Below are 23,893 nucleotides of genomic sequence, written 5' to 3' on the forward strand. Positions count from 1 at the left end.
CCGATCGGGCAGGGAGTTCGATCTCGAGCAGGACCAACGACCCGGTGCCGGTCAGGACGCGGCGGCACTCTTCGAACAGGAGGGGCCCATGCTGAAGCAGGTCGTCGAGGGTGTGCTGATCCATCGGAGCGAGTTGCTGGAGAACAACACCGTTGTCGTGCAGGGCAGGGACGGCGTGCTCCTCGTAGACGCCGGCATTACCGGCGCCGAAATGACCTGCCTGGCGAACGACCTTCGTGAGCTGGACCTGCCCGTGGTGGCAGGCTTCTCGACGCATCCTGATTGGGACCACGTGCTCTGGCATGCCGAACTGGGCGATGCGCCTCGTTACGGCACGGCCCGCTGCGCGGCCTTCATGCAGGACGTGTTGTCGGACGCGGACTGGAAGGCCGGCGTCGCCGAGGGTCTGCCACCGGAAATCGCCGAGGACACACCACTGGCCCTGTACGGCCTCCTCACTGGTCTGCCTGCCGGAACCGCACGGCTTCCTTGGGACGGCCCCGCGGTGCGGATCATTGAGCATCCGGCGCATGCCCCGGGCCATGCGGCGCTGTTGATCGAGGAACGCCGCGTTCTCATCGCCGGCGACATGCTCTCCGACGTCTTCGTTCCCCTGCTCGACGCCACCGACAACCCGATCGAGGACTACCTCGTCGGTCTGGGAGTGCTCGAGGGCACGGCGGACGACGTCGATGTCCTCGTCCCCGGACACGGATCCGTCGCCAGGGACGAGGAGGTACGCGCAAGGATCACACGGGATCGGGCGTACGTGGAGGACCTGCGTGACGCCCGGGTGTCCAGCGACCCACGAGTCGTTTCGCCCAAGCCCGGCTGGGAGTGGGCAAGCGACCTTCACGAGGCGCAGGCCCGAAGCCTGGCCCGAGGAAGAGCGCGGGGGGACGCCTGACCAGGGATCCGCTTCCGCCACAGGACGCCCCTGCCAGTGAACCGTTGCTCACGCCAGGACCCGCCCGCCGGGGTTCTCCTGCCCCGACCGGCCAGGGCCCCCGGGCCTACCGGTCCCGGATCTCCGCCGGCAGGGCCTGCTGCGGGACGTTCTGGTAGGCCACCGGGCGGCGGAAGCGCTTCACCGCCGCCGTGCCGACCGAGGTGGTGGTGGGGGCGGTGGACGCGGGCCAGGGGCCGCCGTGGTGCTGGGCGTCGGTGACGGTGACTCCGGTGGGCCACTCGTTCCAGATGACGCGTCCGGCGTGCCCGGCCAGGACGTCGAGCAGGCGCCGGCCGTCCTCGTCGAGGACGTGACCGCCCTGGACGGTGCCGGTCAGGGCACCGCCGAAGTCGGCGAGAACCGTCTCCACCTCCTCCAGGCTGCCGTACTCCACGAGGAGCGAGGTGGGGCCGAAGACCTCCGTGGAAATGAGCGACGGGTCCGCTCGCACGGCCTCGGTGGTGGTGCGCAGGAGCGCGACCTCCGGCAGGTCCGTACCCCGGCCGGTGCGCCGGGCCACGGTCACTCCGTCGCGGGCGGCGAGGTCGTCGAGCGCGGTCGCGTAGGCCGCGGCGATGCGGTCGCCGAGCATCGGGCCGGTCGTCAGCGGCGGCAGGGCCGCGAGGAAGGCGTCGGCGTCGGGAACGAAGACGACGCCGGGCTGGGTGCAGAACTGGCCGGCTCCGAGGGTGAAGGAGGCGGCGAAGCCGGTGGCGATGTCCTCGGCGCGGTCGGACCAGCCCGCCGGGGTGACGACCACCGGGTTGGTGGAACCGAGTTCGCCGTAGAAGGGGATGGGGTCGGGACGGTCGGCGGCGAGCTGGAAGAGGTACCGGCCGCCGTGCGTGGAGCCGGTGAAGCCGACGGCCTTGATGCGGGGGTCCCGTACGGCGTCGGCTCCCTCGCGCTCGCCCTCGACGAGCTGGAGCAGGTGGGCAGGTGCTCCGGCGGCGTCCAGGGCCGCCGTGGCGACGGATGCGGTGAGCCGGGAGAGTTCGGGGTGGCCGGGGTGGGCCTTGACGACGACGGGGCAGCCGGCCGCGAGGGCACTGACGGTGTCGCCGCCCAGCACACTGAACGCGAAGGGGAAGTTGCTCGCCGCAAAGACCAGGACGGGGCCGAGCGGCACGGTGGTGCGGCGGATGTCGGGACGGGCGCCCATCGGCCAGTGCGGGTCGGCGTGGTCGACGCGGACGTCGTCGAGGGCCCCGGAGGCGAGGCGCTCGGCGAAGAGCCGGCACTGGAAGGTGGTGCGGGCGAGTTCACCGCTGAGGCGTGCCTCGGGCAGGTGCGACTCCCGTTGGGCGACGGGGACGAGGGTGTCTGCGGCGGCGTCGAGCGCGTCGGCGACTGCGGTCAGCAGACGGGCGCGGTCCCCGGACGGGACGGCGCGGGCGGGGCCGGCGGCGGCGGACGCCTGGGCGAGAACCGTGTCCAGGGTCGAGGCGGTCGAGGGCAGGGTGGTGCTCATGGAGGGACCTCGTAACGGTCGACGGGTCGACGCGGCGATCCGTCGACCGGTCGGCATGTCGATGGGGCGTCGGGTCAGGTGACGATGTCGTGGGAGGCCATGTCGGCCAGCGTCCACTCCTCGACCTCGGTGAGGTGGAGGGCGGCGGCCTCCTGGGCGGTCGCGATGTCGCGGGCGGCCATGGCGTCCAGGATTTCGAGGTGGCGCCGGGTGGAGCCGGCGAGGCGGTGCGGGCCGGTGGCGCCGAGGACCCGCAGCCAGTAGACGAACGGCTCGACCGACTCGCGGGCCGCGATCAGGCGGCTGTTGTCGGTGTGCGCGATGATCTCGTGGTGGATGCGGGTGTCACTCGCGAAGAACGGCTCGTAGTCCCCCCGCTCGGCGGCGCGCAGCGCGGCGACGGCTTCGTCGCGCAGGTCGGTGATCTGCTCCAGGGGCATCGTCCGGGCGGCGACGCCGGTGGCCAGCCACTCCAGGCCCTTGCGCAGCTGGCACACCTCGTGGACGTCCTGGCGGGAGGGCCGGGTGACGAAGGTGCCGGAGCGGGGGCGCGTTTCCACGAGACGGTCGTGCTCAAGCCGTACGAGCGTGTCGCGGACCGGGGTGCGGGAGACTCCGAACTCCTTCGCGATGGCCTGGGGGTCCATCCGGGAACCGGGCGCGTACACACCGGTCGTGATCCGCTCGCACAGGATCGTGTAGAGCTGCTCGGAGATCGACTCCACCACCAGGGGCGTGGTGCCGCCGCGGCTACGGACGGAGGGGGTGGCCATGATCGCCCTTCTTCTCCAACGGTCGCTTGCTCCGACGACTGCTTGCTCCGACGGTCGCTCCGGCGCCGGCCGGGACGCGGCACCGGCGCCGGTGGCACACAGCATCTGATCGATCAGATGGGATCGGTCAGATCAGCCTAGCGGCTTCCAGCGCGGTGCGGATGCGCGCGCGCTCGGCGTCCGTGGCGGGCCGGAACGGGCGGCGCGGCAGGCCCGCCGAGCGGCCCTGGAGTTCCAGGGCGGCCTTGATGGTGGCGGGCAGGTTCGGGGCGTCGATCGCCCGCCAGACGGTGAGGATCCTCTCGTGCAGCTCCAGCGCCTTGATGTGGTCGCCCGCCTGGACGGCGTCCCACAGCTCCACGCTGAGGCGCGGCGTGACGGTGGGGATGGCGGCGAGGGCGCCGTGGGCGCCCATGACGAAGGCCGGGTAATGCAGGTCGTCGAGGGCGGCGAGCACGGTGAAGCGGTCGCGCATGCGGTGCAGCAGGTCGGCGAGGAGGTGGATGTCCCCGCCGGACTGCTTGACGGCGGTGACCTGCGGGACGTCGCGCAGCAGCTCGATGGTGTCGACCGGGACCAGTGCCCAGGGCACCACGTTGTACAGCACGATCGGCAGGTCGGTGGCCTCGCCGATCTCGCGGTAGTGGGCGACGGTCTCCTCGGGCGAGGGGGCGAAGACGTAGTGCACCGGGGTGACCTGGAGGGCGTCGACGCCGGCTTCCTTCAGGGCGAGGGAGTAGCGCTTCGCCTGAGCGGTGGAATTCTGGATGACGCCACCGATGACCGGAACTCGACCGTCGACCTCGTCGACGACGGTGGCGCAGATGGCGGCGCTCTCCTCCAGGGAGAGCGTCTGCCCCTCTCCGGTGCTGCCGCAGGCACAGATGGCGGTCACGCCCTGGTCGAGGAGGAATTTGACCTCGCCGCGCAGCAGGTCCAGGTTGACCTGGTCATTCTCGTCGAACGGCGTGACAACGGTGGAGATCATCCCGCCGAGCTGGACGTCCTTCACGTGCGCCTCCCGGGTATTGCCGCAACCTAGGTGCGGATGTAATGTCTGATGCATCAGATGCTAGCACGCGGTCCTGCCTCAGCAGAACCACCGCTTTCCGGACACGGCCTCTCTCCCCACACTGAGGGGAGGTCCGACCGTGTCGTCCGAGCCGCCATCGCAATGGAGCGAGCATGCCCCAACCGGCCGCTACACCCGCTTCCCGGGAGACCTCCCTGCGCAAGGTCGTCACGGCCAGCGCCCTGGGAACCACCGTCGAGTACTACGACTTCACGCTGTACGCGACCACCGCAGCACTGGTCTTCGACAAGATCTTCTTCCCCGACGCCTCGCCCCTGGTGGGTACCCTCGCCGCCTTCGCCACGTACTTCGTCGGGTACGCCGCCCGGCCGCTGGGCGGCATCCTCTTCGGGCACTTCGGCGACCGCCTGGGCCGCAAGAACGTCCTGATCATCACCATGCTCATGATGGGCATCGGCACGTTCGCGATCGGCCTGCTGCCCTCCTACGACAGCATCGGTGTCGCGGCGCCGATCCTGCTGGTCCTGATCCGGCTGGTCCAGGGCCTCGGCATGGGCGGCGAGTACGGCGGCGGCGTCCTGATGGCCCTGGAGTACAGCCCCCGCTCCCGCCAGGGCTTCTTCACCTCACTGGTGCACATCGGCACTCCGGCCGGCGTCCTGATCCCGGTGGGCCTGGTCACCGTCCTCGACTCCACCCTGCCCTCGGGCTCCTACGACTCCTGGGCCTGGCGCCTGCCGTTCCTCGCCAGCATCCTCCTGGTCGGCGTCGGCATCTGGATGCGGCTGCACGTCACCGAGAGCCCCGAGTTCGTGAAGATGCGCGAGGACCGCGAGGTGCAGAGCCTGCCGGTGAAGGAGGTCCTCACCCGACAGCCGGCCACCGTCGTCTTCTCCGTACTGGCCAAGATCGCCGAGAGCGGTCTGTTCAACATCTACTACGTGGTGGCCATCACCTACGTCACCACCGAACTCGACCTCGCCAAGGGGCCCGTCCTCCTCGCCGTACTCATCGCCTGCGCCGTCGAGTGCTTCACGCTCCCCTACTTCGGGGCGCTCTCCGACCGCGTCGGCCGGCGCAAGGTGTACATCTTCGGAGCGGCCTTCCAGGCCGTCCTCGCCCTGCCCTTCTTCCTCCTGATCGAGACGGGCCAGTTCTGGGGCTACGCCGTCGGCATGACCCTGGGACTCGGCGTCGGACACGCCGCCATGTACGGAGCGCAGGGCGCGCTGTTCGCCAACCTGTACCCGGTCAACGTCCGCTACACCGGGCTGTCCGTCACCCAGCAGATCGGCGCCACCCTCGGCGGCGGGCTCTCCCCGCTCATCGGCACCGCCCTGCTGTCCGTGGCCGGCGGCCACTGGTCGTGGCTGATCGCCTACTGCGTCGGTGTCGCCGTCCTCTCCGGTCTGGCCACCACCCGACTGCGGGCGGGCGAGGCACCCGGCCCCGCCCTGCCCGCGACGGACCCCAGCCACCGCGTCGAAAGGACCCAGGTCTCGTGAACCGTCTGTTCCTTCCCTCCGAACAGCCCGTCGAGGAGGCCCTCAGCGGCCTGGCCCTGGCCCACCCGGGGCTGCTCACCCTCCACGAGGACCCGCTCTACGTCACCGCCCGCGAACGGCACCCCGGCCGGCGTGTCGGGCTCGTCTCCGGCGGCGGCTCCGGCCACGAGCCGCTGCACACCGGATTCGTCGGCGCCGGGATGCTGGACGCCGCCGCTCCCGGTCGCGTCTTCGCCTCCCCGCACAACCGGCAGATCTACGAGGCGTCCAAGGCCGTCGCGGGCCCGGCCGGCGTCCTGCACGTCGTCAAGAACTACACCGGCGACCGCATCAACTTCGGCATCGCCGCCGAACGCCTGCGGGCCGACGGCATCCCCGTCGCCCGCGTCCTGGTCGACGACGACCTCGCGACGGAGAGCGAGGAGACCGCGACCGGCCGCCGCGGCACCGGCGCCACCGTGATCGTGGAGAAGCTCCTCGGCGCCGCCGCCGACGCCGGCGCCGGACTCGACGAGCTGGCCGAGCTGGGCGCCCGGGTCGCCGCGGCCTCCCGCAGCGTCGCCGTCGCCGGACGCGCCCAGACCTCGCCCGCGCGCGGCGGAGAAGCCTTCCCGCTGCCGGCGGGCACGCTGGAGTACGGCGTCGGCATCCACGGCGAGCGCGCCGCGACCACCGTGGAGCATCCCGGCTTCGAGCAGCTCGTGGACCGCATGACGCACCAGGTCGCCGACGCGCTGCCGGCCACGGCCCGGTCCGTGCTGCTGCTCGTCAACGGCCTCGGGGCCACCACGCTGCTGGAGCTGTACGCCGTCCACGCCCGGGTCTCCCGGCTGCTGGGCGAACGGGGCCTGGACGTGGCCGGCCGCCTGGTCGGTTCCTACGTGCCCGCGCTCGACATGAGCGGCTTCTCCCTCACCCTGACCGCCCTGGACGACGACTGGGCCGCCCACTGGCACGCCCCCGCCCGCACCGTCGCCTTCCCCGCACAGGAGGCCGTCCGATGACCACCGACCCGAGCCTCGTGCTGCGCACCTACGCCGACGCCGCACACACGGCCTACGAGACGCTCACCGCGCTGGACCAGCTCTCCGGCGACGGCGACTTCGGCGACAACCTCTGCGAGGGGCTGGACCGTGTCACCGGCGCCCTCGACGCCCACCCGGACGAGCCGCCCTACACCGTGGCCGCCGCCGTGTTCCTCGACGAGGTCGGCGGCACCAGCGGCCCGCTGATCGGTCTGCTCTTCCAGGAGCTGGCCCGGGCGCACGCCGCCTCTCCCGGCGAGGACGCCTGGCTCACCGGGGTGCGCGAGGGCCTGGCGGCGATCCAGCGCGTCGGCGAGGCCGAACCGGGGGACCGCACGATGGTCGACGCCCTCGCTCCCGCCCGGGACGCCCTCCAGTCGGGGGCCGACGCCCGGGACGTGGCCGTGGCCGCCCTCGACGGCGCCCGGTCCACCGCCGCGCTGCGCGCCCGCCGCGGACGTGCCTCCTACGTCGGCGAGCGCGCCGTCGGTCACCCCGACCCCGGGGCCCTCGGTGTCGCCCTGCTGTTCTGGTCCCGCGCACGGGCCGACGGCCGGGCACCGGGCGACCTCACGGACCACCTGCCCGCCCTGCCGAACGAGGCACCGCCGAACTGACCGCGGGCCGGACCGGAGGGTGCCCTCGACGACCGCCGTTCCCGGACCGCCCGGGCAGGGCCGGTGCGGGCGCCGAGGACGGGTTCGTTCTCCGCCGGGTGGGGTGGCGGGGGCGGCCGGGCGTCACGTCGGTGGGGTCCGGTCTGGGTCGCTCACGACGTGCGGGACGAGCGATGGGTGCCCCTGCTCCCGCGCGCAGGCAGCCGGTGAGTACCTGCTGCCCGCGCCGCGGGCGGCGACGCCGGCCACAGCCACGGCCGCAGCCCAGTCGGCCCGGACACTGAGAACCTCAACCACCACAGCCGGGGAACGGCGCCGTACGGGCAGACGGATCAGGCAAGCCGTGTCGGGCTGCACCGCGAGCGTCCGGCGGTCCCCGGGGAGGGGTTGTCCGATGCCGTACGAGGCCGCGCCGTACGGAAGACGGGAACACGACTGAAGCCACTGGCCCCCGTCCGCCGTGAGCTCACTGCGAGCAGACGGACGCGGGGGATGCGGTTCAGAGGAGTGGCGGGCGAGACGTCGCGAGACGTCGGTGGAGCATCAGCCGGCCGCAGGTCCCCTCGGCCGCCCGGCGCTTCTGGACCGGTGGGAATCCTCTGGTCCCCGGGGCGCGGGCGGTGATCTCCATGTCGATGCCGGGTGCCGGATCTGGTGCCCGGCGGTCGGCGCGGTCCCTCGCGGAGCATCCGTGCCACCGGCCGCGCACAGCGCCTCGTCGGCGGCGGCCTGCGCGTCGCTGGTGGCGGGCCTGCGCGTCGCCCGCCCGCCACTCCGGCCGGCTCCCCGCCCGCTGCCCGCTCCCCCGCCCTCGCCCCCCCATCCGCCCGCGACCGGTCCGGCTGCGTGGTGCTACGAAGCGGTGGCCGTGGTTCCCGCACACTCGATGCGGGTGACGATCTCCTCGGCCACCTGGTCCAGGTCGGCGTCGACGACGAGGCGGACGTGGCCCGACCGGTCGCGGTGGAAGGTGGTGACGCCCTCGTCGTCGACGGTGACCGTGCCGGGCTCCGTGTCGTACAGGTCGGGGCGGAGCATCGACAGGGCGGTGATCGGGTCGTGCGGGACGCTCCAGCCTTCGCCGGTGAAGCCGGTCCAGGCGTCGATCTCGCGGGCGAGCGCGGCACCGAAGGGCCCGGCGGCACGGATGCGTTCGATGCCGTCGCGGCCGATGCGGACCCGGCGGGTGGTCTCGAGGCCGGTGATCACGGTGGGGACGCCGGCGGCGAAGACGGCACGGGCGGCGGTGATGTCACTGACGATGTTGTGTTCGGGCCCGGCGTCCGGCGCGAAGTGGCCGCCCATGAGGTAGAGCGTGCGGACGGAAGCGGCGAAGTCCGGCGCGTGGGCGAGGGCGCGGGCCAGGTTGGCCTGCGGGGCGATGCCCATGACGTCGAGCTCGCCGGGACGGTCGAGGACGGCCTCGGCGAGGAAACGGTCGGCGGGCACGCCGTCGCGTACGGGCTCCGTCTCCAGGTCGGGGAAGGCGCGGCCCTCGTGTCCGGCCCACCACACCTCCCTGCCCGAGAGGGTGTGCTCGGCGCCCGGCACCACGGTCAGCTCGTGCCCGGCCAGGGCGGCGAGGCGGTGGGCGAGTCGGGCACGCAGCAGGGTGTCGCCGTAGACGGTGGTGACGGCCTCGACGCGGACGTCGGCGGGCGAGCCGAGCAGCACGCCGAGCGCGAGTGCGTCGTCGACGTCGCTGCCGAGGTCGGTGTCGAGGAGGACGTGGTGGAGAGGGGTGGTCATGCGTGGGGTCCTTACTCGGGCCGTTACTTGAGGCCGCTGCTCGCGATGGACTGGGTGAAGTGGCGCTGCAGGCGCAGCAGGACGACCAGCGGGATGACGGTGAGGACGACGGCGGCCGCGAAGACCTGCCCGTAGTCGACGACCATCTGGCCCTGGAGCGTGCCGAGCGCGATGGGGCCGAGCTGCTTGGACGGTTCGGTGCCGATCAGCAGGGGCCACATGTACGACTGCCACTGGAAGGTGAAGAGGGTGAGGCCCGCGCCGATCAGGGCGGGCCGCGACAGCGGCAGGTGGATGCGCGTGAACACGCCCCACCAGCTCAGGCCGTCGATGCGGGCGGCCTCGACGAGTTCCTTCGGTACGGCGAGGAAGAACTGGCGCAGCAGGAAGACGGCAAGGCCGTTTCCGATGCCGGGCAGGATCAGGCCCGCGTACGTGTTCTGCAGGTCCCAGTCGCGGAACAGGGACGACAGCGGGATCGCGATCGCGTCGAACGGGATCATGAAGCTGAGCAGGATCACGGCGAACACGAGTCCGCGTCCCCGGAACTCGAAGACCGACAGGCCGAACGCGGCGCTCGCCGAGACCAGCAGGCCGAGCGCGACGGTGACGGCCGCGACCAGCACCGAGTTGAGCACGGCGCGCCCGAATTCGCCCTGGAACAGGGTGACGTAGTTGTGCAGCGTCGCGTCGGTGGGGATCAGTGAGCGCCAGGACAGCTCGCCGAGGCTTCCGAGGACCCGGGAGCCGGGGCGGAGGGAACCCGCGAGGACCCACACCAGCGGCAGTGCGAACAGCAGGCCGATCACTACGGCGGCGATCGCCGGCATGTGCCGGGCCGGGGAGGGGCGGCCCGGGACCGTGGAACGGTGCGGCGTTGTCATGGCTACTCCTCCCCCTTGCCCTGCATCAGCCGGTACTGGACGGCGACGACGGCGAGGGTGAGCGCCACGAGCAGCACCACCTCGGCCTGGGCGTAGTGGATGTCGCCGACGCTGTAGGCCCGGCGGAAGACGTCGTACATGAGCAGGTTGGTGGAGCCCTCGGGGCCTCCGCCGGTGAGCAGCTGGACCGGCGCGAACACCAGGAAGTTGGAGACGGTGTCGGCGACGAGGACGAAGGCCAGCGGGCGGCGCAGCAGGGGCAGCGTGACGTGCACGAAGCGCTGCCACGCGTTCGCGCCGTCCATGGCGGCGGCGTCGTACGTCTCCTGCGGGATGTCCTGGAGGCCCGCGATGAGGAAGGTCATCCAGTAGCCGACACCGACCCAGCTCATCAGCACGATCAGCGCGTACAGCGCCTGCGCCGGGCTGGTCAGGAACGGCTGGGAGGGCAGTCCGAGCCCGCCGAGGAGCGCGTTGAGCGGGCCCTCGGGACGGTACAGGATGCCGAAGATCACCGCGGAAACGGCGGGCGGCACCGCGATGGGCGCGAAGACGAGTGAGCGCCAGAAGCGGACGCCCGCGAAACGCCGGTTGAACAGGACGGCGAGGCCGAGCGCGCACAGCACCTGGAGCGGGTTGACGATCACGCTGAAGAGCAGGGTGACGCGCACGCTCTGCCAGAACTGCGGGTCGCCGAAGAGGTCGCCGTAGTTGTCGAGGCCGACGAAGCGGGTGACGCCGTCGACGAGGCTGTGGTGGCGCAGGCTGTCGACGACCGCGAGCCCGGCGGGCAGCAGCCGCAGCACGAGCAGGGCGAGCAGTGCCGGAGCCAGGAAGGCGAGCGCGGTGCGGGCCTGGGAGCGGGTGCGGCGCCGCACCACGGGCTTCGGGCCGGTGGCGGGTCCGGGGGTGTCGGGGGGTGGGGTGGTGCTCGTCATCGCAGTCGCTCCCAGGTGCGCACCAGTTCGTCCGAGGCCTTGGCGAGCCGGGGCTCGGCGGGCGAGCCGTTGCGGATGTCGGAGAAGGCGGAGGCCAGGACGGTCTCGAACTGGGTGTAGCCGACGGAGCGCGGGCGGCTGACGGCCGTGTGCTCCAGCTCGTGGCGCATGATCGTGGCGACTCCCTCGGTGGACTTCGTGGCCTGTTCGTCCAGGCGCGCGGCGTACGCGTCGAAGGCGGCGCGGTGGGACGGGATCAGCGGGGACGCGGCGACCGTGGCGAGGCTGCCCTCGGTGGTCAGCGAGGCGTACTCCATGAACTTCAGGCCCGCGTCCTTGCGGTGGCTGTACGGGTTGACGCCCCAGGACCAGGAGTCGGTCGGGGTCACCGGACGGCCGCCGTCGAAGTACGGCTGCGGCGCCGTGCCCCAGGCGAGGTCCTTCAGCCCGGCGAAGGCGCCCAGGTTCCAGGGACCGCCGACGAAGAACGGCACCTTGCCCGCGGTGAAGAAGGAGGCCAGCTGGAAGGAGGTGACGCCGCGCGGCGAGAGGCCGTCCGCGAACAGGTCGTGGTACCAGCGCATCGCCTTCGTCCAGCCGTCCGTGGTGACGGCGGGCGAGAGCATGTCGTCGCCGGTGACGCCGGAGCCGCCGCCGAGGGACTCGACCAGCGGCTGCAGACCGTAGTACGCGTCCGTCTGCTCCAGGATCAGGGCGTACTCGCAGCCCGCCCGCTTCATGGCACGGCGCCCGGCGTCCAGGACCCTCTCCCAGGTCCAGCGCTCGGCGGGGTCCGCGGACGGGGCGCCGACACCGGCCTTCTTCAGCAGGTCGACGTTGTAGAACAGGTACTGGGTGGAGGTCCACACCGGCAGCGAGCGCAGGGTGCCGTCCCAGGAGCTGATCTCGTACTGCTCCCTCGTGACGGCCGCGCGGGCCCGCCGGCCGACGCCGTTCAGGTCGGTGAGGAAGCCGCGGGCGCTGAGGGCGGGGACCCGCGGCTGGTCGACGCAGTACACGTCGACGGCCGAGTCCTTCGCGGACAGCCTCAGCTGGAGGACGTCGTTGAGCTGTGCGGGCGGCACGGCGGTGTACGCGACCCGCAGCCCCGGGTGTGCCTTCTCGAAGCCCCGGATGACCGGCTGGAACGTCTCAGGGGTCTCGGGGCCGAGGAACCGCACGGTCCGCCCGGGGTCGCCGGACGCGTCGGAGGCGCACCCCGTCAGCGCCACGCCGGGAGCGGCGGCGAGAGCCGCGGCGAGCAGAGTTCTGCGGCTGAGGGGGCGCGCGGCGCCCGGTGAGCGGTTCATGGCGACCACTCTGCACCGCGTGGAGCCCCGGGAAGGGACGTTATGGCCATCACGCATCCAAATCGTTTTGCATCGCAGGGGGCGAGAAGAGGGCAGACAGACTCAGGTGCACGAAACTGGCCGACACCTTGATGGCGAGCACGATACAAAACGTTTTGCGTTCTGGATAGGGTGACACCGACCACGGCGCCGCACGGGCGCCGCCGACGACCGGGAGGCGAATGTGCACGGCTCGGGCCGCGTCAAGATCGTGGACGTGGCAGCCGCCGCCGGAGTCAGCGTGACGACGGTGTCCCATGTGATCAGCGGGCGCCGCCCGGTGTCGGCGGCCACCCGCGCCCGGGTCGAGGACGCGGTGCGCCGCCTCGGCTACCAGGCCGACCCGTCGGCGCGCGGCCTGCGCACCCAGCGCACCGACACCGTCGGACTCGTCGTCCCGGACATCACCAACCCGTTCAACACCGAGCTGGCCGCCGGCGTCCAGGCCATCGCGTACGCCCGCGGCCTCCTGACGGTGGTGTGCGAGGCGCCCATGACGGACGGGCCGCGCCTCCCGGCCGTACTGCGCCAGTTGACCGCGCGGCGGCTCGACGGGATCGTGCTCGGGCGGTTCGGCGCACAGCGCGCGGACCTCGACCTGATCGCCGGTTCCGGGGCCCGCCTGGTCCGCCTCGGCACACGGATCGCCGACGGCCCCGGCGATGTGGTCCGCGGCGCCGAGACCGAGGGCATGCGGGACCTGGTCCGGTATCTCGTGCGCGAGCGCGGCTACCGGCGGATCGGCTTCATCGGCGGCGAGGCGGGCGTCGAGCCGGGCGGCGAGCGCTACGAGGGCTACCGGCAGGCCCTCGCCGAGGCGGGACGTACCGTGCCGGAGGATCTGACCGTGTGGACGGGCTTCACGCGGGAGGGTGGGCGTGCCGGGGCGGCCCTCCTGCTCGACGCCACCGAGCCGCCGGACGCCGTGGTGTGCGCCAACGACCTGATCGCGATCGGCGCGCTGGACGTCGCACGTGAACGGGGGTTCGATGTGCCGGGGCGGCTGGCCGTCACCGGCTACGACGACATCGACGCGGCGTCGATGGTCTCCCCCGCGCTGACGACGGTCGTCAACCCCGCGCGGGAGATCGGCCGTTCGGCTGCCCGGCTGCTCATCGACCGGCTCGACGGGGACAAGGGGCCCGCGCGGGAGGTGGTGTTGACGCACCAGGTGGTACGTCGCGCCTCGGCGTGAACCCGGCCTGCCCCGCATGCGCCCGCCACGAGGTCTGCCGGCCGCCCCGCCGACCGGGTCGACGAGCGCGGCCGTGCAGGCCCGGGCCGCCCCGGCGGCCGTCAGTCGTCGAGCGCCTCCAGGACGTCACCGAGGTCGACGAACTTGAAGCCCGTGGCCTCCCGGTCGCCGTCCTCCGGAGTCGCGTGACCGTCCTGGACGACGAGCAGGCCGTTCGGGTACCTGCGGCCGAGCGGCTCGGCGACCGCGTCCGCGCCGTCGCACTCCTCGGAACCGTCCAGCGACTGGGAGGCGGCACCCACCCGGAAGCCGCCCTCGTACTCGTAGTCGTCGGACCGTTCGCGGTCGTAGGCGACGAAGGTGTCGTCGCCCTGGCTGGAGGCGAGCAGGTACCCGTCGCCGTCGTCCTGGCGCACCAGGGTCAGGCCCTCGACGTCCGCCGACACCCGGACACCGCCGAAGCCGGGGTCGTCACCCACAACGCACGCGTCGGACGCCTCGTCGTACGTGGCCGGCACACCGTACTCGCGGACCTTGTCCTGCAGGACGGGGGTGCCCTTGAGGTCGGCCCGCAGGCGCCAGATGCCCACATCCTCCTGCCCGGCGAAGAGCGTGCCGGTCTCCGGGTCGACGACCATGCCCTCGACCTGCGGGCCTTCGCCCGGGTCGCCGCAGGGGGACCACTTCGTGCCGTCGGGCATCGTGAAGGCGGCGGGCAGGTCCAGGGTGCGGACCTTCCGGTAGGACACCGTGCCGCCGCGCGTCGTGGTCAGCTCCAGGAGCGCGATGCGGGTGGTCGCGTTCTGGCTGACGAGCGCGTAGGACCTGCCGGTCCCGGAATCGGTGTACGCGGCCAGTCCGTAGGCGGTGCGCTCCTGGTTGACCTCCTCCTGCGAACCGGAGAAGATCCACGGCGCCGAGGGGTCGGTGACATCGGTGAGCGGGGCGTCCGGCCGGTCACCGTCGACCCGGTAGATGCGCAGTTTGTCGCTGCCGCGGTCGCTGACGACCGCCAGATCCGTGCGGCCCGTACCCAAGGGGGTCCGGTGCACCAGGTCGACGTTGTTGAAACGGCCGGGAGCGTCGTCCGCTCCCGGCGCCGCCGGCGCGGGGACCGACTGGACCTGCCGGGCGTCGAGGTCGTAGACGCGCAGGCCCCCTTCCTTGGCCGTGGCGATGACGAGGCTGGCGTCCGGGTCGGCGAGGTTGCGCCAGATCGCCGGGTCGTCGGCGTTCGCGTTCCCGCCCTCGTCGTCGTCGAACAGCGCCGCGGTCTCGGCCCGGGGAACGACCTGGGGCAGTGCGGCGAACGCCGAGGCCTCCGCCGCCGGTACGTGTGCGACAGCGGCGGTGAACACCAGGGTCGCCGTCGCCGCGACGGCACGGGAACGGCGTCTTGTGAACGCGTGCACGGACGGTCTCCTTCGTCAGGGAGCGGGCGAGGCCGGCGCACATCCGGCGTCGGCTCGCGACCGCACCCACCAGTGGGACGACGTCACATGATCGAGAGCGCAGGCGGAGGGCGCGCGTCACCCGGGCGACCGCCCGACGACGAACGCATGACCACGGGATGAAGGGCCGAAGGCCCGAGGATTGAAGGAAGTCGCCCTGCCTCCCCTTGGCCGCGTCGACGCCCATGGCGCCGACCGCACCGGTCGCCGGGCCACCGCCACCGTGCAGCCCCGGGTCGTAGGGCACCTCCGGCGCCACCGCCGGACGGTCAGGACGGCTGCACCTGGTCGAACAGGGCGAGGGCTTCGGCGGGGTCCGGGCCGACGAGGCGTTCCAGGCCGGCCGTCGTGATCTCCGCCCACCTGCCGGCCCGTGCCCACATCCGTTCCTCGAAGGCCCGGACGGTCTCGTCCAGATCTTGGGAGCCGGTGGCGACGGACTCGGCGAGTTCGGCACCTTCCAGCATCGCGAGGTTCGCGCCCGCCCCCAACGGGGGCATCAGGTGGGCGGCGTCGCCCAGGAGCGTCACCCCGGGGACGTGGGCCCAGGTGTGCGACACGGGCAGGACGTGGAGGGGGCGGTGGACGAACGTGTCGCCGCGGCGGATGAGGTCGAGGACGGGATCGGCCCAGCCGTCGAACAGAGCCAGCAGGCGCGAGCGCACTGCCTCGGCGTCCGCCGGGTCCGGGTCCAGGTCCCTGTGCCCGTCCAGTGGTGCGCGGAACTGGGCGTACACCTTGACGTGGCCGCCGCTGTTGCGCTGGGCGACCAGGGCACGGTTCACGCCGTACACGGCGAGGGAACCGTCGCCGATCAACCGGGCGAGGCCGGGGTGGCGGGTGTCGACGTCGTCGAGGGAGGTCTCGATCGAGGTGACGCCGGTGTAGTGCGGCGTCACCGACGAGACCGCGGGGCGGACCCGGGACCAGGCGCCGTCCGCTCCGACGACGAGGTCGAAGGTGTCCTGCCGCCCGTCCTCGAAGTGAACCAGTACGCCGTCCGCCCCGGGCACCACCCGCGACACGCCCCGGCCCCACTGGACGCCGAGGGGGCCGAGCAGCAGGTCACGGAGTTGTCCGCGGTCGATCTCGGGATTGGCCCGGTCCTCGGGCCGGGGACGCCAGTCGCGCAGGACGGTCCCCTCCGTGTCCAGGATGCGCATGGCCTGCCCCTCGGGCCGGGACAACGCCCGGAACTCCGCCAGCAGCCCCGCCTTGTCCAGCGCGAGCTGGCCCAGGGCTTCCTGCAGGTCCAGCGTGCCGCCCGGGGGGCGCGCGTCAGGGGCGGGGTCGCGTTCGAAGACGGCGACGGGGTGGCCGTGGCGGTGCAGGACACGGGCGAAGGTGAGGCCGGCGGGACCGCTCCCGACCACGGCGATACGACGTCTCATGGCGATACAGCGTATTGTTCCGCTACGTCGCATCGCAACAGTACGATGCCTCCCATGACTGTGTGGGACCGTCCTGAGCCGCCGACTCGCCCCGTGCCGCTCGACCGGGAGCGGATCGTGGCCGCCGCCGTCGCGCTGGCCGACGAGGGCGGGCTGGAGTCCGTGTCGTTGCGCAAGGTCGCCGCCCGGCTCAACGCCGGGCCGATGCGGCTGTACGGATTCATCGCCACCAAGGAGGAGCTGTTCGACCTCATGGTGGACGAGGTCCAGGCCGAGATCCTCCCCGAGGAACAGCCCGGCGACTGGCGCGAGGCGCTGAGCGTCCTCGCCCACCGCACCAGGCAGACCGCTCTCCGCCACGAATGGCTCGCCGACCTGCTCGGCGGCCGCCCGACCCTGGGCCCGAACGGCCTCGCCGTGACCGAGGCCACGCTGGCCGCCCTCGACGGCCTCGCCGACATCGACACCGTCATGCGCGCCGTGGAGACGGTCAGCGCCTACTTCACCGGCGCGATCAGACGCGAGGTCGCGAACCTGCGGGCCGAGCGCGCCACCGGTCTGTCCGAGCGCGACTGGCAGCGCGCCCACGGCCCCCATGTGACAAGGATGTTGGCCACGGGCCGCTTCCCGTCCCTGTCCAAGGCCGTCCACGACGGCACGGACACGGACCCCGAAACGTCCTTCGCGACCGGCCTGGACTGGATCCTCGACGCCGTGGCCACCCGGCTGAACCGGCCGCCGGCGTGACGCTCAACTCCAGCAGGACGTGAGCGGGACCGGGGTCGGCACCTACGGGCGGCACGGGTCACCGCCGTCACCCATGCTCCGGGGGGTGCCTGGACCGCGAGGCCAGCACGCAAGCCCGGCCTGCGAGCCGTCTTGTCGGCGTCCACGTGAAGCGCCCGGACGAGTACGGATGACCGTACCCGCCCTCGGCAAGGGCCCAGGCGTCTTCTTGACCTGAAGCATGATTGAGGTCCTAGCGTGTCGCCCACTCGATCATCTGACGACGGGAGACACGCTGGTGATCCTCGTGACCGGAGCCACTGGAAACATCGGCAGTGCCCTGCTGAAGGAGTTGCACGCGCGCGGTGCCGGACCGTTGAGAGGGCTCACTCGTGATGCCGCCCGGGCCGTCTTCCCTCAAGGTGTGGAGACCGTGGAAGGCGACCTCGCAGAGCCGACGCTGCTGAAGACCGCGCTGAAGGGGGTGCGCTCGCTGTTCCTCGTGTCGCGTCTGGGCCCGGACGGCGACATCCTCGAAGCCGCCCGGCGGGAGGGAGTGGAGCACGTCGTGCTGGTGTCGTCCCTCACCGTCCAGACCCACCCGCACCTCGGCCCCGCCGACGAGAACCTGGCGGTGGAGCAGCTGCTCAGGGAATCCGGCATGGCCTGGACGATCCTGCGGCCGACGCAGTTCGCTTCGAACGCCCTGATGTGGGCTGCGTCCATCCGTGACCGCAAGACCGTCCGCGCGCCGTACGCCGGGACCGCGCTGCCGACCATCCACCCCGCGGACATCGCGTCGGTGGCCCGGGTGGCACTGACCGAGCCCGGCCACCACGGACGCACGTATGCCTTGACCGGGCCAGAGCCCATAACCGCCCGACAGCAGGTCGAGGCCATCGCGGCAGCACTGGGGCGGGAGGTGCCCTTCGCCGAGATCAGCCGTCAGCAGGCCCACCCGCAGATGGCCGCGGTCTTCGGGCCCGCAGCGGCCGACGCGGTACTCGACGTCACTGGTGGAGACGTGAACCCCAAGCTGCTGATGGTGCGCGACACGGTTTCCCAGGTCACCGGAGAGCCGGCTCGCCCGTTCCGGCAGTGGGCGTCGGAAAACGCCGACGCCTTCCGTTGAATCGCCGGGGTTGGAGTGAGAGTCCTCCACATGGAGGGTTTTGGACGAGTGGGCCGCGCGGTGCCAACGAGAACACCGGCCGCCAGCGTCGCGAGCATCTGCCCGAGCGCGCGGACCTGCGCACGCTCAGCCGGGCCGACTTGGAAGCCGTCGCCCACGACCTGAACCACCGACCACGGCAAGACCCTGGCTGACGCTCTCCGACAGCGGTCTGCGTCGGCCTGTGTCAAGCCGCGCGCAGACAGAAAGGATGCCCGGCCGGGCTGGCGTAGACGCGGCTGCCGGTGCGGGTGTCCGAAGTGATCTCCTCGGTGGGGCGCAGTCGGGTGGCGCCGGCGTCGGTGGCCGTCCGGTCGGCGGTCGCGAGGTCCTCGACGCCGAAGTCGAGGTGCATCTGCTGGGAGGTACCGTCCGGCCAGCTCGGGGCGACGTGCCCGGGTGCGGACTGGACGACGAGGACCGGGAGGCCGGGCGCCTGAACGAAGTGATGGGTCGGCGTGCGATGGATCGATCCACCCAGCAGCCGGTGCCAGAAGACGCTCTCCGTCTCGATCTCGGCAGCGTCGATGATCACGGAACTCAGAGTGATGGACATGGTGATGCTCCCCTTCTTCACGCTGGCACTGGTCAGTGTTCAGACGGTCGGGATGATGCCGCCGTCGACGCGGAACTGCGCCCCGGTGAGCCACTTCGCTCGGCCGGAGGCGAGGAAGGCGATCATCTCGGCGACGTCCTCGGGGTCCCCGGGGCGGCCCATGGGGACGTTCAGGTGGTCCACGATCTGCTGCGTGACGTCCTCGGTGGTCACGCCCCGCGCCTCCGCCATTCCGCGGAGGTGGGCGGTGGCGCCCTCGGTGACGACGAAGCCGGGAAGGACGCAGACCACGCGCACTCCGTGCGCGCCGACCTCGGTGGCCAGTTCGCGGCTGTAGGCATTGAGCGCGGCCTTGGCCGCGGCGTAGGACGCCTCCGTGCGCTGGGGCAGGTGGCTCGCGATCGAGGAGACGTGCACGACGACGCCGGAGCCCCGCTCGACCATTCCCGGAACCAGGGCCCGGTCCAGGCGTACGGCGCTGAGGAGATTGATCTCCAGGTCCGCCCGCCAGGACGCGTCGGACCGGCTCAGGGTCGGCGCCGGGGTGCTGGCCGCGCCGGCGTTGTTCACGAGCACGTCCACTCCGCCCACCAGGTCGACGACCCGGCGGCCGAGCTCGGCCACGCCCTGCTGCGTCGAGAGGTCCGCCGGCACGAAGGTGGCGCCGCCGTCCTCCTCGGGTCGGCTGCGGGAGGCCGTCAGCACGGTCGCGCCTGCGGCGACGAAGCGGCGCGCGGTCGCCGCGCCCAGGCCCCGGCTGCCGCCCGTGACCAGCACGCGCAGGCCGTCCAGGCCCTCGTCGGTGTTCGGCATGGGGGACTCTCCTCCGTAAGATGAACCTGACTCCGGAAACGATACCCGTAAACGGAGTCGGACTCACCTTATGGAGGATCCTTGCCGTCATCACGCCCACTGCGCGCCGACGCGCGTCGCAACCGCGAGGCACTGCTGTCAGCGGCCCGCCAAGCGTTCCTCGACGGCGACACCGACGCGCACGTGGAGGAGATCGCCCGCAGCGCAGGCGTCGCCGTCGGAACGCTCTACCGCCACTTCGAGACCCGCGAGGCGCTGATCGAGGAGGTCTACCGCAAGGAGGTCGACGACCTGTGCGCCGCGCCCGTCGGCCTGATGAACGAGCACGCCCCGGATGAGGCCCTGCGGCGCTTCCTGCTGCTGCTCGTGGACCATGCCGCCGTGGGCAAGGGGATGTCCGTCGCGCTGGAGAGCATCATGGCGACGAACTCGCCTGTCTTCGACGACGCCCGCACCCGCATGGGCGACGCCCTCACCCGGCTGCTCGACGCCGGCAGCGCGGCCGGAACTGTGCGCGGCGACGTCACCGGCCCCACCCTGCTGCGCGCCCTGGGCGGCATCTGTGCCATGCGTGCCACCGAGGGATGGCTCGACGAGGCCAGGCAGATCACCGGCCTCCTCCTCGATGGCCTCCGCCACGGGGCCCCGCGCGCGAGCTGAGCCGACGGACGCACGTGCCGGGCACGACACTCCGGCCCGCCCTCACACGGGTCGACTCCGCGCTCCTCGTCCGGCGACAGCATCCCTCTACGGCCCCGACCCGCGTCGCCCTGAACATGGCGCCGCCGTCGCCCGCAGAGCAAGCGACGGCGGCAACGGGGCAGGCGGGGCGACCGGATTCGAACCGGCGTCCTCGCGATTTTGGAGACCGCGCGCGTCGACCGCTGCGCTGCGCCCCCGTCCCGGTACGGGATCATAGTCGGCCCGCTATCGGCCTGGCATTGTCATTTGAGGGGCGGCGTCGAACGCGACTCAGCAGGGTGACCTGACCGCCGAGATCCCCGGCCGGCTCCGGTCCGACCGCACGATGCGGCGACCGACACCGCCGCGGGTCCGCGGCCCCCAGGGCGGCCGATCCCGCCGCCGCCACCGCATCAGCGTGCTCTTCGCCGTGCTCCGCGACGGCACCCTCTACGCACCACGCACCCCTAAGCAGCCGTCGCACGACCGACTCGGGCTCGACGACGGACGTAGAAGCCCTCCACCCGGCCATTACCTCTGACGTCATCGACCACGCTCCCCTGCTGCGGCAACGTGGTGCATGTCAACGAGATCCCGACGACGGTTCCGGCACCCAAGGCCCGAGGAGCAACCATGCCCATCACGTCCGCTGAGCTCACCGCGAGTTCCGTCACCGACACCACCCGCCACGTCGTCCAGGAGTTCCTCGCCGCCCGGATGGCCGGGGACGTCGAGCGGCTCGTCGGGCTCTTCGCGGACGACGTCGACTGGCTACTCGCCGAGAACCCCGCCGTCCCGTGGATCCGGCCGCGCTCCACCGGAGCCGAATGCGCCGCCCAGTTCACGGAGCTGGCCGAGCACACGGTGGCCGAGGATGCACGGGCCTCCGTCGACACGTTCCTCGTTGACGGCACCGACGCCGTCCTGATGGGGCACCTCTCGGGGACCGTGCGCGCGACGGGGAAGTCCTTCGAGGGCCCCTTCGCGCTGCGCCTCACCGTCGAGGAGGGCCGGATCACCCGGCATCACCTCTACGAGAACAGCGTATCGATCGCCGAGGCGTGCACCCCTTCCTGAGTCCCGCCCCCCCCGAGTCGCGACCTGGCCGGTGCCGGGGCAGGCCCTCGCGGAAAGGGTCCGCTCCTCCGCCAAGGGGGCTCAGGTGCTTCTGCGCTTCCTGATGTTCTTCGCTCGAAGCAGCGTCCCGGTCGCGGGCACGGCCGTCTCCACCGGCCCCCATCTGTCGGCACGGCCTACGAGCGTTTGCCGTCGCGGGAGTTGATGCATCGTCCACGGTCGGGAGCGTCGAGTGCGTGGGCGCCTGGTGCGGCTACGCGTGTTCGCGTTCCATGTCGATCACGTACTTCCCCCGGACGCCGCCGGCTTCCAGCCTCCCGTGTGCCTCCGCGATGCCGGACATGGGAAAGATCGAGTCGATCACGGGCCGGATGCTTCCTGCCTCGGTGAGGCGGGTCAGCTCGCCGATCCGGTCCGCGGAAGGGTTGTTGCTGAAGAGCTTGAACCGCCGTGGTGATACGGCGGCCCGCAAGCCGGACCCGAGTATCGAGGTGAGCATGCGGTCGGTGTCGAAGGCGAGGGCCACCATCCGCCCCCGCCGGGACAGCCGCGCCCGATAGGAGCCCAGATCGGTGCCCACGACGTCGACGACGACGTCGAAGCGGCCGAGGTCCGCCGGCCGTGCGGTGCGGTAGTCGAGCGCCTCGTCGGCTCCGAGTGCGGTGACCCAGCCGAGATTGCGGGCTGAGGCGAGGGCGGTGACACGGGCACCGAGGGCCTTGCCCAGCTGTACGGCGACGCTGCCGACGCCTCCGGTCGCACCCCGGATCAGGAGCCGTTCGCCGGGGGCGAGATGGGCCTTGTCCGTCAGTGCCGTCAGTGCCGTCAGTGCGGTGGTGCCCGACACGGGGAGAGCCGCGGCTTCGACGAGGCTCAGGTTCTTCGGCGCCCGGGCCAGCCGCTCCTGGGGAACGGAAACGTAGTCGGCGAGAGAGCCGAAGGCGAAGTGGGGCATGAGCCCCCACACCGCGTCTCCGGCCTGCCAGGCATGGACGCCCGGCCCGGTCGCCGAGACGCGGCCGGCGAAGTCGCCGCCCGTGCCGCGGGGGAACGGGGCCCGGCTGATCCGGCGCATCCGCCCCGAGCGGAAGGCGATCTCTCCCGCGTCCACGCTGGCGGCGTGGACCTCGACGAGTACTTCTCCCGGTCCCGGCCGCGGGGCGGGCACTTCGTTGACGCGTAGCACTTCGGGCGGGCCAAAACGGTCGTACTGCACGACACGCATGCGGGATCCCTCGCTCTCCATAAAAGTGGGGTGGCCCCCCACTTTGCTTGGGCTACAGTAACCGGAGAGCCACCCCATTTAGCAAGCGGCAAGGAGGGCACCGTGACCGACTCCCCCCGGCAGCGCCCCATGCGCGCGGACGCCCGGCGCAACTACGAACGCATCGTCGCCGCGGCCCAGGAAGTGTTCGCCGCGGACGGCGCCGGTGCCTCCCTGGAAGAGATCGCCCGCCGGGCCGAGGTGGGGTCGGCCACGCTGCACCGGCATTTCCCCACCCGGCGTTCCCTGCTCGAAGTCGTCTTCCACGACCGCGTCGAGGCGCTCTGCGCCAGGGCCCGGGAGCACGCCGGGCGCAGCGCGCCCGGTGACGCGCTCATCGCGTGGCTCCGGGATCTCAACATCTACGCTGCGGCCAGCCGCGGTCTGGCGTCCTCACTGCTGCGCGACGGCCGGGACACCGACCTCCTGCAAGAGAACGGAGACTGCCGAGCGATGATCACAGCTACGGCCGGAGACCTCCTGCACCGCGCACAGCAGGCAGGCTCACTGCGCGCCGGTGTACAGCCCGAAGACCTCCTCGCCCTCGTCAACGCCATCTCACTCGCCACCGAGCACCACAGGGACGACGCCCAGGCGAACAGACTGCTCGACCTCGTCATCGACGGCATCCGTCTGCCGCACTGACACCCTCCTCCCCCGCAGTGTCGGGGCGGTCGGCGAGCGCCCGGACGGGGAGGGGCAGCCGGCTGGAAGGGGACCCGGTCACGAACCTGGTGGCGGAGGGCATGCGGATACTTCTTCCGCATGAGAAGGCGAGGGGACGAGACGACCAGATGACGGCGAGGTGGGCGGGTTCAGGAGGCCGCTTCGACGGTCATCCGGGCGGCTCCGGAGAGCTGGTCGGCGTCCGCGTCGGTGTGGCCGAGGATCAGCAGGTCCGGGGAGGCGGAGGGGCAGTCCTTGAGGAAGACGGCGAGGTTTGCCCCAGGGGGCGTAGTAGGCGAGGTCTCCGGCCTTGGCGGCGGTCGGCTCGGGAGCGTTCTCGGTGGTCAGCTCGCGCGGCGGGTCGGCGATGCGCTCCGTTCCCTGGAAGTCCTCAGGCCGAGGGTGAGCGGGAGCAAGGAGGCCAGGTCGCGGGCGGCGGGACTGCAGCCCCCTCCCCCACCCGGAGGCAGGGAAGAGGACCACCACGCCTCCCAGGAAACCCCCTCTTCACGCGCGCGGCGAGTCACCGGCAAGGGGCGTACCGGCAGTACATCCCTACGGCAGTGCGCGGACGCCGACAGACATGAGCGTGGACCACTCTTCGCCCAC

23 protein-coding genes, 1 tRNA gene and 1 pseudogene are annotated in these 23,893 nt (G+C 72.0%); 10 read left to right on the top strand and 15 right to left on the bottom strand.

Annotated features, from left to right (window positions below):
- Positions 1–88: 88 nt before the first annotated feature.
- The gene (locus Sdi02f_RS15365; RefSeq protein ID WP_108933561.1) at positions 89–907 is read left to right on the top strand and encodes an MBL fold metallo-hydrolase; all 819 of its coding nucleotides are present in this window, start codon (positions 89–91) and stop codon (positions 905–907) included.
- Between the two features lie 106 nt (positions 908–1,013).
- Here Sdi02f_RS15365 and Sdi02f_RS15370 read toward each other — a convergent pair whose 3' ends face one another.
- The 3 genes from Sdi02f_RS15370 to Sdi02f_RS15380 form a co-directional block, all read right to left on the bottom strand.
- A complete protein-coding gene (locus tag Sdi02f_RS15370; RefSeq protein WP_281262865.1) occupies positions 1,014–2,477 on the bottom strand; it encodes an aldehyde dehydrogenase (NADP(+)) in 1,464 nt (487 codons plus the stop codon).
- 17 nt (positions 2,478–2,494) lie between these two features.
- Positions 2,495–3,193 (bottom strand): GntR family transcriptional regulator, encoded by a 699-nt coding sequence (locus Sdi02f_RS15375; RefSeq protein ID WP_051783290.1) that lies wholly within the window; start codon positions 3,191–3,193, stop codon positions 2,495–2,497.
- Between the two features lie 127 nt (positions 3,194–3,320).
- Positions 3,321–4,205: a dihydrodipicolinate synthase family protein gene (locus Sdi02f_RS15380; RefSeq protein WP_030400602.1), complete on the bottom strand. Its 885-nt coding sequence runs from the start codon at positions 4,203–4,205 to the stop codon at positions 3,321–3,323.
- 173 nt (positions 4,206–4,378) lie between these two features.
- Between Sdi02f_RS15380 and Sdi02f_RS15385 the strand changes: the two genes are divergently transcribed.
- From Sdi02f_RS15385 to Sdi02f_RS15395, 3 genes are read left to right on the top strand one after another with little or no spacing between them, the layout of a single operon-like run.
- A complete protein-coding gene (locus Sdi02f_RS15385; RefSeq protein ID WP_030400601.1) occupies positions 4,379–5,731 on the top strand; it encodes an MFS transporter in 1,353 nt (450 codons plus the stop codon).
- Positions 5,728–6,735, top strand: a complete 1,008-nt coding sequence (locus Sdi02f_RS15390; RefSeq protein ID WP_030400600.1) for a dihydroxyacetone kinase subunit DhaK — start codon at positions 5,728–5,730, stop codon at positions 6,733–6,735. Before Sdi02f_RS15385 ends, Sdi02f_RS15390 begins: the two co-directional genes overlap by 4 nt.
- A complete protein-coding gene (locus Sdi02f_RS15395) occupies positions 6,732–7,373 on the top strand; it encodes a DAK2 domain-containing protein (RefSeq protein WP_030400599.1) in 642 nt (213 codons plus the stop codon). The genes Sdi02f_RS15390 and Sdi02f_RS15395 overlap by 4 nt, the downstream gene beginning before the upstream one ends.
- Before the next feature lie 523 nt (positions 7,374–7,896).
- Here the strand turns inward: Sdi02f_RS15395 and Sdi02f_RS36860 are convergent.
- The 5 genes and pseudogenes from Sdi02f_RS36860 to Sdi02f_RS15420 form a co-directional block, all read right to left on the bottom strand.
- A pseudogene (locus Sdi02f_RS36860) lies at positions 7,897–8,013 on the bottom strand (IS5 family transposase); the annotation flags it as partial.
- Between the two features lie 212 nt (positions 8,014–8,225).
- On the bottom strand, positions 8,226–9,122 hold the full coding sequence (locus Sdi02f_RS15405; RefSeq protein WP_030400598.1) for a nucleoside hydrolase: 897 nt from the start codon (positions 9,120–9,122) through the stop codon (positions 8,226–8,228).
- 23 nt (positions 9,123–9,145) lie between these two features.
- Positions 9,146–10,006, bottom strand: a complete 861-nt coding sequence (locus Sdi02f_RS15410; RefSeq protein WP_051783288.1) for a carbohydrate ABC transporter permease — start codon at positions 10,004–10,006, stop codon at positions 9,146–9,148.
- A gap of 2 nt (positions 10,007–10,008) precedes the next feature.
- Positions 10,009–10,944 (bottom strand): carbohydrate ABC transporter permease, encoded by a 936-nt coding sequence (locus tag Sdi02f_RS15415; protein ID WP_051783286.1) that lies wholly within the window; start codon positions 10,942–10,944, stop codon positions 10,009–10,011.
- Positions 10,941–12,254, bottom strand: a complete 1,314-nt coding sequence (locus Sdi02f_RS15420; RefSeq protein WP_159107654.1) for an ABC transporter substrate-binding protein — start codon at positions 12,252–12,254, stop codon at positions 10,941–10,943. The genes Sdi02f_RS15415 and Sdi02f_RS15420 overlap by 4 nt, the downstream gene beginning before the upstream one ends.
- A gap of 223 nt (positions 12,255–12,477) precedes the next feature.
- Here Sdi02f_RS15420 and Sdi02f_RS15425 point away from each other — a divergent pair, with 223 nt between their 5' ends.
- Positions 12,478–13,488, top strand: coding sequence for a LacI family DNA-binding transcriptional regulator (locus Sdi02f_RS15425; RefSeq protein WP_108933470.1), 1,011 nt, complete (start codon positions 12,478–12,480; stop codon positions 13,486–13,488).
- A gap of 101 nt (positions 13,489–13,589) precedes the next feature.
- Here Sdi02f_RS15425 and Sdi02f_RS15430 read toward each other — a convergent pair whose 3' ends face one another.
- Both Sdi02f_RS15430 and Sdi02f_RS15435 read right to left on the bottom strand, forming a co-directional pair.
- Complete coding sequence (locus Sdi02f_RS15430) at positions 13,590–14,900, bottom strand: phytase (RefSeq protein WP_108933471.1); 1,311 nt, start codon at positions 14,898–14,900, stop codon at positions 13,590–13,592.
- A 308-nt stretch (positions 14,901–15,208) separates the two neighbouring features.
- Positions 15,209–16,330, bottom strand: coding sequence for an FAD-dependent oxidoreductase (locus Sdi02f_RS15435; RefSeq protein WP_108933472.1), 1,122 nt, complete (start codon positions 16,328–16,330; stop codon positions 15,209–15,211).
- Positions 16,331–16,384: 54 nt separating this feature from the next.
- Here Sdi02f_RS15435 and Sdi02f_RS15440 point away from each other — a divergent pair, with 54 nt between their 5' ends.
- Positions 16,385–17,077, top strand: a complete 693-nt coding sequence (locus Sdi02f_RS15440) for a TetR/AcrR family transcriptional regulator (protein WP_108933473.1) — start codon at positions 16,385–16,387, stop codon at positions 17,075–17,077.
- Positions 17,078–17,354: 277 nt separating this feature from the next.
- Complete coding sequence (locus tag Sdi02f_RS15445) at positions 17,355–18,188, top strand: SDR family oxidoreductase (protein WP_108933474.1); 834 nt, start codon at positions 17,355–17,357, stop codon at positions 18,186–18,188.
- Between the two features lie 226 nt (positions 18,189–18,414).
- Here the strand turns inward: Sdi02f_RS15445 and Sdi02f_RS15450 are convergent, their stop codons facing one another.
- Together Sdi02f_RS15450 and Sdi02f_RS15455 are read right to left on the bottom strand one after the other, a co-directional pair.
- A complete protein-coding gene (locus Sdi02f_RS15450) occupies positions 18,415–18,783 on the bottom strand; it encodes a VOC family protein (RefSeq protein WP_031082477.1) in 369 nt (122 codons plus the stop codon).
- 39 nt (positions 18,784–18,822) lie between these two features.
- On the bottom strand, positions 18,823–19,596 hold the full coding sequence (locus Sdi02f_RS15455; RefSeq protein ID WP_108933475.1) for an oxidoreductase: 774 nt from the start codon (positions 19,594–19,596) through the stop codon (positions 18,823–18,825).
- An 81-nt stretch (positions 19,597–19,677) separates the two neighbouring features.
- On the opposite strand from Sdi02f_RS15455, the gene Sdi02f_RS15460 reads away from it, so the two are divergent.
- The gene (locus Sdi02f_RS15460) at positions 19,678–20,256 is read left to right on the top strand and encodes a TetR/AcrR family transcriptional regulator (protein WP_108933476.1); all 579 of its coding nucleotides are present in this window, start codon (positions 19,678–19,680) and stop codon (positions 20,254–20,256) included.
- 165 nt (positions 20,257–20,421) lie between these two features.
- Here Sdi02f_RS15460 and Sdi02f_RS15470 read toward each other — a convergent pair.
- A tRNA-Trp gene (locus Sdi02f_RS15470) sits at positions 20,422–20,494 on the bottom strand.
- Between the two features lie 416 nt (positions 20,495–20,910).
- Between Sdi02f_RS15470 and Sdi02f_RS15480 the strand changes: the two genes are divergently transcribed.
- Positions 20,911–21,354: a nuclear transport factor 2 family protein gene (locus Sdi02f_RS15480; protein ID WP_108933477.1), complete on the top strand. Its 444-nt coding sequence runs from the start codon at positions 20,911–20,913 to the stop codon at positions 21,352–21,354.
- A gap of 253 nt (positions 21,355–21,607) precedes the next feature.
- Here the strand turns inward: Sdi02f_RS15480 and Sdi02f_RS15485 are convergent, their stop codons facing one another.
- Positions 21,608–22,579, bottom strand: coding sequence for an NAD(P)-dependent alcohol dehydrogenase (locus Sdi02f_RS15485; protein ID WP_108933478.1), 972 nt, complete (start codon positions 22,577–22,579; stop codon positions 21,608–21,610).
- Between the two features lie 102 nt (positions 22,580–22,681).
- On the opposite strand from Sdi02f_RS15485, the gene Sdi02f_RS15490 reads away from it, so the two are divergent.
- Positions 22,682–23,263, top strand: coding sequence for a TetR/AcrR family transcriptional regulator (locus Sdi02f_RS15490; RefSeq protein WP_030400583.1), 582 nt, complete (start codon positions 22,682–22,684; stop codon positions 23,261–23,263).
- Positions 23,264–23,341: 78 nt separating this feature from the next.
- Here the strand turns inward: Sdi02f_RS15490 and Sdi02f_RS15495 are convergent, their stop codons facing one another.
- Positions 23,342–23,770, bottom strand: a complete 429-nt coding sequence (locus Sdi02f_RS15495; RefSeq protein ID WP_368668288.1) for a cyclophilin-like fold protein — start codon at positions 23,768–23,770, stop codon at positions 23,342–23,344.
- Positions 23,771–23,893 lie beyond the last annotated feature (123 nt).

Source organism: Streptomyces ardesiacus, assembly GCF_003112575.1.
GTDB classification, from domain to species: Bacteria; Actinomycetota; Actinomycetes; order Streptomycetales; family Streptomycetaceae; genus Streptomyces; species Streptomyces ardesiacus.